Below are 7427 nucleotides of genomic sequence, written 5' to 3'. Positions count from 1 at the left end.
CGCTAGAGCATGAGTTTGACCACGGCTTCGGCCGGGTCGCGGGACTTTCCGGCCTTGTGCAGTTCGTCGAGGTACTCGGCCCACAGCTGTGCCTGGCGCAGGCACAGCTGTTCGAGGTATTCCCAGGTGAACAGGCCGCTGTCGTGGCCGTCGTCGAAGGTCAGTTTCAGTGCATATTGGCCGGCAGGTTCCAGGCCGACAAGGCCGACGTTGATCTTGCCGAATTGCAGGATGGGGTTGCCGTGGCCCTGGACTTCGGCGGAGGGGGAGTGCACGCGCAGGAATTCGGCGGGCAGGGTGTAGACCTCGCCGGGGGCGTAGGTGAGGCTAAGGGTTTTCGAGGCTTTGTGCAGGTTGATGGCGGTGGGCAGGCGGGCCATGACGGGAATCTCTCGGGAGCTGATGGTGCACAGCTTCGGGAGATTCGGGGGATTGTGCAAGGGGCTGCTTTGCAGCCCATCGGCGGCAAGCCAGCTCCCACAGGTACTCCACAGTCTTCAGGGTTGCGGTGATCCTGTGGGAGCTGGCTTGCCGGCGAAAGGGCCGCACAGCGGCCCCCTGCGGTCTTACAGGATGTAACGCGACAGGTCTTCGTTCTGCGCCAGCTCACCGAGGTGGCTGTTCACGTACGCCGCGTCGATCTGGATCGGTGCTTCGTCATGGGTGCTGGCCAGGTCACCTGCGCTGAACGACACCTCTTCGAGCAGGCGCTCGAGCAGGGTGTGCAGGCGGCGGGCGCCAATGTTTTCGGTTTTTTCGTTGACCTGATAGGCAATCTCGGCCAGGCGCTTGATACCGTCGGCAATGAACTCGATGTTCAGGCCTTCGGTTTTCAGCAGTGCCTGATACTGCTCGGTCAGCGACGCGTGCGGCTCTTGCAGGATGCGCTCGAAGTCTTCCGGGGTCAGTGCCTTCAGCTCGACCCGGATTGGCAGCCGGCCTTGCAGCTCGGGCACCAGGTCGCTCGGCTTGCTCAGGTGGAACGCGCCCGAGGCAATGAACAGGATATGGTCGGTCTTGACCATGCCCAGCTTGGTGTTGACGGTGCAGCCTTCGATCAGCGGCAGCAGGTCGCGCTGCACACCTTCGCGGGACACGTCGGCGCCGCCAACGTTGCCACGCTTGGCAACCTTGTCGATTTCGTCGATGAACACGATACCGTGCTGCTCGACCGCTTCCAGGGCCTTGGCCTTGAGTTCTTCCTCGTTGACCAGGCGGCTCGCTTCTTCCTCGCGAACCAGCTTCAGCGCTTCTTTCACCTTCAGCTTGCGCGCCTTGCGCTTGCCCTTGCCCATGTTGGCGAACAGGCTTTGCAGCTGGTTGGTCATTTCTTCCATGCCGGGCGGTGCGGCGATTTCCACACCCACGGCATCGGCCACTTCGATTTCGATTTCCTTGTCGTCCAGCTGGCCTTCGCGCAGGCGCTTGCGGAACAGCTGGCGGGTGTTGGAATCGCTGCTGGTCTGCGCGGCTTCCTCGCTGAAGCTGGTGACCCGCGCCTGTGGCAGCAGGGCGTCGAGGATACGGTCTTCGGCAGCGTCCTCGGCGCGGTGGCGCACGCGGATGATCTCTTGCTCACGCAGCATCTTCAGCGCGGCGTCAGCCAGGTCGCGGATGATCGATTCGACGTCGCGGCCCACATAGCCCACTTCGGTGAACTTGGTGGCTTCGACCTTGAGGAACGGCGCATTGGCCAGTTTGGCCAGACGACGGGCGATTTCGGTCTTGCCGACGCCGGTCGGGCCGATCATCAGGATGTTCTTCGGGGTCACTTCGGCACGCAGCTCGGCAGGCAGCTGCATGCGCCGCCAGCGGTTGCGCAGGGCAATGGCCACGGCGCGCTTGGCGTCGTCCTGGCCGATGATGTGGCGGTTGAGTTCGTGGACGATTTCGCGGGGGGTCATGGACATGATGAAAATGGTCCTTGGGCGGATGATCAGCGTGGAAAAGTCCCGCTTGCAGCGGGACGCCAGAACAGCTGAATCAGTCGGCCAGGTCCTGCTCCTCGATGGTCAGGTTGTGGTTGGTGAACACGCAGATATCACCCGCGATGTTCAGAGCGGTCTCGGCGATTTCTCGGGCCGAGAGGTCGGTCTTGTTCAGCAGCGCGCGGGCTGCGGCCTGGGCGTATGCGCCGCCGGAACCCATGGCGATCAGGCCGTCTTCGGGTTCGACCACGTCGCCGTTGCCGGTGATGATCAGCGAAGCGTCCTTGTTGGCCACGGCCAGCATGGCTTCCAGACGGCTCAGGGAACGGTCGGTACGCCATTCCTTGGCCAGTTCGACGGCAGCGCGAACCAGATGGCCTTGATGTTTCTCGAGCTGCCCTTCAAAGCGCTCGAACAGGGTGAAGGCATCGGCGGTAGCGCCGGCGAAGCCTGCAATGACCTGACCGTGGTACAGGCGGCGCACTTTCTTGGCGTTGCCTTTCATCACGGTGTTGCCGAGGGATACCTGGCCGTCGCCGCCCATGACGACTTTGCCGTTACGGCGGACAGAAACGATGGTGGTCAAGGGAGAGTCTCCACGCAGCGGGGCGAAAGTGCCTGATGCAGACTCATATGGGGGTGGGGGGAAGGATTTCAACCGTGAGGGATGAATGGTCAGTGTTCTGCTGCGCCGGCCTCATCGCCGGCAAGCCAGCTCCCACAGGAATACCACAGACCTTGAGGGCAGTGATTTCCTGTGGGAGCTGGCTTGCCAGCGATGAGGCCAGTGAGGGTTACTCAGGCCTCGTGGCAGACGTGCCCGTCGACCAAGGTATAACGCACGGCCCCCGGCAGGCAGTGGCCGATGAACGGGCAATTCTCGCCACGCGAGAACCACTGCTCGCCGGCAACGGTCGAGGCTTGCGGGTCGAACAGCACCAGGTCGGCTGTGCCACCCACTTTCAGCTCGCCGGCCGGCAGGCGCAGGGCCGCCGCCGGGCCGCTGCTCAGGCGTGCCAGCAGGGTTGGCAGGTCGAGCAGGCCATCCTGAACAAGGGTCATGGCCAGCGGCAGCAGCAACTCGACGCTGCTGATGCCAGGCTCGGTGGCGCCGAACGGGGCCAGCTTGGCATCGCGCTCGTGCGGCTGGTGATGGCTGGAGATTGCCTGGATCACCCCCGCCTTCACTGCCTCGCGCAGGCCATCGCGGTCGGCGGCGGTGCGCAGCGGCGGCTGCACGTGGTACAGGCTGGAGAACTCGCGCAGCGATTCATCGGTGAGGATCAGCTGGTACAACGCCACGTCGGCGGTCACCGGCAGGCCGAGTTGCTGGGCCTGCGCGATCAGCCGTGCGCCACGGGCGCTGGTGATCTGGCTGAAGTGCGCGCGCACACCGGACTGCTCCACCAGCAACAGGTTGCGGGCCAGGGCCACGGTTTCGGCGGTTTCCGGGATGCCCGGCAGGCCGAGGAAGCTGGCCATGGCGCCTTCATGGGCCAGGCCGCCCTGGGCCAGGTCGCGGTCCTGGGAGTGGAACACCACGGTCAGGTCGAAGGTGGCGGCGTATTCCAGGGCGCGGGCCAGGGTACGGTTGTTGGGGATTTGTTTCAGGCCGTTGCCAAACGCAACGCAGCCGGTGTCGCGCAGGGCTACCAGCTCGGCCAGCTGCTCGCCTTCCAGGCCTTTGGTCAGCGCGCCGATCGGGTAGACCTTGCTGTTGGCTGCCTCGCGGGCGCGGTCGAGAATCAGCTCGGCCACAGCCGAGGTGTCCAGCACCGGCTTGGTCTGCGGTGGGCAGCACAGGCTGGTAACGCCGCCGGCCACCGCTGCGCGGGTTTCACTGGCGATAGTGCCTTTGCGGCTGTAGCCCGGCTCGCGCAGGGATACACCAAGGTCGACCAGCCCGGGCGCGGCGACCAGGCCATCGGCCTGAATCGTACGGTTGGCGCTGAACCCGGCCGGGGCGGCGCCGATGGCGGCAATGCGGCCGCCGTCCAGGTGCAGGTCGGTAACCTGGTCCAGGCCGCTGTTGGGGTCGATGACCCGGGCGCCAAGAATACTGATTGTCACTGGGCGTTCTCCTGGTCGAATTGACGTTGCGCGTTCTGCCCGCTCATGGCCATGGACAACACGGCCATGCGCACGGCGATGCCGTAGGTGACCTGGTTGAGGATCACCGAGTGCTTGCCGTCGGCCACCGCCGACTCGATTTCCACGCCGCGGTTGATCGGCCCCGGGTGCATGACGATGGCATCGGGCTTGGCCCCGGCCAGGCGTGCGGTGGTCAGGCCGAACAGGCGGTAGAACTCGCCTTCGCTGGGCAGCAGGCCACCGGCCATGCGTTCACGCTGCAGGCGCAGCATGATCACCACGTCGACGTCCTTCAGGCCTTCGGCAAGGTCGGTGTAAACCTTCACGCCGTACTGCTCGATCCCGATCGGGATCAGGGTTTTCGGGCCGATCACGCGGATGTCCGGGCAGCCCAGCGCTTTCAGCGCCAGCATGTCGGAACGGGCCACGCGCGAGTGCAGGATGTCGCCGACGATGGCTACCGAGAGGTTCTCGAAGCTGCCCTTGTGGCGGCGGATGGTGAGCATGTCGAGCATGCCCTGGGTCGGATGCGCATGACGGCCGTCCCCGCCGTTGATCACGGCCACGTCCGGGCATACGTGCTCGGCGATGAAGTGCGCAGCGCCGGAATCCGAGTGGCGCACGACGAACATGTCGGCGGCCATGGCTTCGAGGTTGCGCAGGGTGTCGAACAGCGTTTCGCCCTTGCTGGTCGAGGAAGTCGACACGTTCAGGCTGATCACGTCGGCCGACAGGCGCTGGGCCGCCAGTTCGAAGGTGGTACGGGTACGGGTGGAGTTCTCGAAGAACACGTTGCACACGGTCTTGCCGCGCAGCAGCGGGACTTTCTTCACAGCCCGGGCGCCAACTTCCAGGAAGGAATCGGCAGTGTCGAGGATCTCGGTGAGCAGTTCGCGGGGCAAACCGTCAAGCGAGAGGAAGTGGCGCAGCTGGCCCTGATCATTGAGCTGCAGCGGGCGCTTGGCGTCGATTGGCGTCATCGCGGGGGACTCTTAAAGGGCGGAAGCGGAGGCGAGGTCCTGGCGCTCGAGGGCGAGCGGTGCGGGTCCGGTCAATTTTACCCGTTCATGGGCAGCCAGCGACAGGGTGGCACCGAGCACATTCGGGCGAATTGGCAGTTCGCCGGCATCCAGGTCCAGCAGGCAGACCAGGGTGACGCTGGCCGGGCGGCCATAATCGAACAGTTCGTTGAGCGCGGCGCGAACGGTGCGGCCGCTCATCAGCACGTCATCCACCAGCACCAGGTGCTGGCCTTCGACCTCGAACGGCAGCTCGGAAGGGCGCACCTGTGGGTGCAGGCCGTTCTGGCTGAAGTCGTCGCGGTAGAACGAAACGTCCAGGGTACCCATGGCACTGGTGTCGCCCATGGCTTCCTGCAGGGCCTGGGCGACCCAGACGCCGCCGGTGCGGATGCCGATGTAGCGCGGCTCGCTGATATTGCGGCGGGCCAGGTGGGCACGAAGGTCGACAGCCATCTGCCGAACCAGGTCGGCGGGATTGGGTAGGCTCATTGCGGGCTCCTCGGAGGGGTGCGCCGGGTGGGGCCCGGCGGCAAAGATGATCAGGTATTGGCCTCCAGCCAGCCTTGCAGCAACAAGGCGGCGGCGATGGCATCGACCGGGTTGTCGCGGTAGCTGCCGCGCTGGCCGCCACGGGCCATGCGCTCGCCCTTGGCCTCGAAGGTGGTCAGGCGTTCATCGTGGGTGTGCACGGGGAGGTTGAAACGGCCATTCAGGCGGCGGGCGAACTTTTCGGCGCGGGCGCTCATTTCGCTGGGCGTGCCGTCCATGTTCAGCGGCAGGCCGACGACAATGGCGTCGGGCTTCCATTCGGTAATCAGCTTTTCCACCTGGGCCCAGTCCGGTACCCCGTTCTGTGCCTTCAGGGTGCACAGCTCGCGCGCCTGGCCGGTGATTACCTGGCCCACGGCCACGCCGATCTGCTTGCTGCCGTAGTCAAAACCCAGCAGCAGGCGCAGCTCTTGAGGTAGCTGGGCCATCAGGCGTGGCCCGCCTGGCTGGTCAGCAGGTGCAGGTTGATGCCCAGGCTGGCGGCCGCGGCCTCCAGGCGCAGGTCGCTGGCTACGCCGAAGATGATTTCAGGGTCGAACGGGCAGTTCAGCCAGGCGTTGTCGGCCAGCTCGGCCTCCAGTTGGCCCGCTTCCCAACCCGCATAGCCGAGGGTGATCAGGCTCTGTTTCGGGCCTACCCCGGCGGCGATGGCCAGCAATATGTCTTGCGATGTGCTCAGCGACAGCCCTTCCAGTGCCACGGTGGCCTGGAAACTGCACTCGTCGCTGTGCAGCACGAAGCCACGGTCGGTCTGTACCGGGCCGCCCTGGTAGATCGGCACCTGCAAGGTGCTGGCCGGGGGCGCTTCGTCCGGGCGCAGCTGCTCGAGGATGTCCGCCAGGCTCAGTTCCTGCGGCCGATTGACCACCAGGCCCATGGCGCCATTGGCGTTGTGCTCGACGATGTACGTGAGGGTCTGGGCGAAGTTCGGGTCGGCCATGTGCGGCATGGCGATCAGGAACTGATGCTTGAGGTAGCTCGGCGTGAGGGTTTTCATGGGGGATAGTGTGGCGCCCAGTTACGAGGCTGACAAGGTGCGCAACGAGGCTTGCGCGATCACTGTGGGAGCGGCTTTAGCCGCGAAGGCGTCCGACCAGGCGACATCATTGCCTGATCTGGCGCATTCGCGGCTAAAGCCGCTCCCACAGGGGGATGTGCAGGCCTTGGATCAGTTACTGGACAAACGGTCGCCACGGGCGAACCGCCAGGTGCGGATGATTTCCAGCCGGTCGAATTCGGCCAGGTCGCCGGTAAACGGTGCAAACGGCGCCGCCAGCCTAACGATGCGCTGCGCCGCCTGGTCCAGTACCGCCTGGCCGGACGACTCCAGCACCAGCACCTCGTACAGCGAGCCATCGCGGTTGATCGACACCATCATGCGCAAGTTGCCGTAGATCTGCTGCCGGCGAGCTTCGTCGGGGTAGTTCAGGTTGCCCACCCGCTCAACCTTCTTGCGCCACTCTTCCTTGTACCAGGCACCCTTGTCGCGCATGGTCGACGCCGCATTCAGGCGGTGGATGCGGGGGCGTTTGGCGTAAAGCTGCTGCTCGTTCGACAGCTCTGCTTCCAGGCTGGCGATCTGGCTGGACAGCTGCGAACTGTCGAAGTCTGGCGCTGGCGCGGCCGGCTTGGGCTGTGCCTTGCTTTCCTTGGGCTTGGGCTCGACCTTGTGCGGCTTGGGTGCCGTGGTCACCACCGCCGATTTTTGCGGCGCAGGCGGCGGTACTACCTCGGGCCTGGCCGCAGGCGGCGGGGTGATCTTGTTGATCTTGCTGTCCTGGAACGGCGCCAGCTCGGTGGTCTTGGGCACTGCCTTCTTGTCCAGGGTACCGCTGCC

Annotated in this window: 9 protein-coding genes; all 9 read right to left on the bottom strand. The window is 65.1% G+C overall.

Annotated elements, in window-relative coordinates:
- Positions 1 to 2: 2 nt before the first annotated feature.
- Complete coding sequence (locus HP546_RS22830) at positions 3 to 380, bottom strand: gamma-butyrobetaine hydroxylase-like domain-containing protein (protein ID WP_172229808.1); 378 nt, start codon at positions 378 to 380, stop codon at positions 3 to 5.
- Between the two features lie 186 nt (positions 381 to 566).
- The gene (hslU, locus tag HP546_RS22825; protein WP_172229805.1) at positions 567 to 1910 is read right to left on the bottom strand and encodes an ATP-dependent protease ATPase subunit HslU; all 1344 of its coding nucleotides are present in this window, start codon (positions 1908 to 1910) and stop codon (positions 567 to 569) included.
- A 73-nt stretch (positions 1911 to 1983) separates the two neighbouring features.
- A complete protein-coding gene (gene hslV, locus HP546_RS22820; protein ID WP_003249309.1) occupies positions 1984 to 2514 on the bottom strand; it encodes an ATP-dependent protease subunit HslV in 531 nt (176 codons plus the stop codon).
- A 212-nt stretch (positions 2515 to 2726) separates the two neighbouring features.
- The gene (locus tag HP546_RS22815; RefSeq protein WP_172229802.1) at positions 2727 to 3998 is read right to left on the bottom strand and encodes a dihydroorotase; all 1272 of its coding nucleotides are present in this window, start codon (positions 3996 to 3998) and stop codon (positions 2727 to 2729) included.
- Positions 3995 to 4999 carry an aspartate carbamoyltransferase catalytic subunit gene (locus HP546_RS22810; RefSeq protein ID WP_008099987.1) on the bottom strand — a complete coding sequence of 335 codons (1005 nt, stop codon included), beginning with the start codon at positions 4997 to 4999 and terminating at the stop codon, positions 3995 to 3997. Before HP546_RS22810 ends, HP546_RS22815 begins: the two co-directional genes overlap by 4 nt.
- Positions 5000 to 5011: 12 nt before the next feature.
- Positions 5012 to 5530, bottom strand: a complete 519-nt coding sequence (pyrR, locus tag HP546_RS22805) for a bifunctional pyr operon transcriptional regulator/uracil phosphoribosyltransferase PyrR (RefSeq protein ID WP_172229799.1) — start codon at positions 5528 to 5530, stop codon at positions 5012 to 5014.
- 50 nt (positions 5531 to 5580) lie between these two features.
- The gene (ruvX, locus tag HP546_RS22800) at positions 5581 to 6018 is read right to left on the bottom strand and encodes a Holliday junction resolvase RuvX (protein WP_172229796.1); all 438 of its coding nucleotides are present in this window, start codon (positions 6016 to 6018) and stop codon (positions 5581 to 5583) included.
- Positions 6018 to 6587, bottom strand: coding sequence for a YqgE/AlgH family protein (locus HP546_RS22795; protein ID WP_172229793.1), 570 nt, complete (start codon positions 6585 to 6587; stop codon positions 6018 to 6020). The genes ruvX and HP546_RS22795 overlap by 1 nt, the downstream gene beginning before the upstream one ends.
- A 171-nt stretch (positions 6588 to 6758) precedes the next feature.
- Positions 6759 to 7427, bottom strand: a 669-nt coding sequence (locus HP546_RS22790; RefSeq protein ID WP_172229790.1) for an energy transducer TonB, incomplete at its 5' end; no start/stop codon positions are given.

It is taken from the genome of Pseudomonas sp. CM25, from assembly GCF_013179705.1.
Lineage (GTDB): Bacteria > Pseudomonadota > Gammaproteobacteria > Pseudomonadales > Pseudomonadaceae > Aquipseudomonas.
The sequence above is the reverse complement of the archived record's forward strand: the minus strand, read 5'-3'. Positions and strand labels throughout refer to the sequence as shown.

What these genes read in the sequence shown, in the direction of transcription:
- HP546_RS22830 (WP_172229808.1), bottom strand. Translation starts at nt 380, where the DNA reads ATGGCCCGCCTGCCCACCGCCATCAACCTGCACAAAGCCTCGAAAACC.
- hslU (WP_172229805.1), bottom strand. Translation starts at nt 1,910, where the DNA reads ATGTCCATGACCCCCCGCGAAATCGTCCACGAACTCAACCGCCACATC.
- HP546_RS22810 (WP_008099987.1), bottom strand. Translation starts at nt 4,999, where the DNA reads ATGACGCCAATCGACGCCAAGCGCCCGCTGCAGCTCAATGATCAGGGC.
- pyrR (WP_172229799.1), bottom strand. Translation starts at nt 5,530, where the DNA reads ATGAGCCTACCCAATCCCGCCGACCTGGTTCGGCAGATGGCTGTCGAC.
- ruvX (WP_172229796.1), bottom strand. Translation starts at nt 6,018, where the DNA reads ATGGCCCAGCTACCTCAAGAGCTGCGCCTGCTGCTGGGTTTTGACTAC.
- HP546_RS22795 (WP_172229793.1), bottom strand. Translation starts at nt 6,587, where the DNA reads ATGAAAACCCTCACGCCGAGCTACCTCAAGCATCAGTTCCTGATCGCC.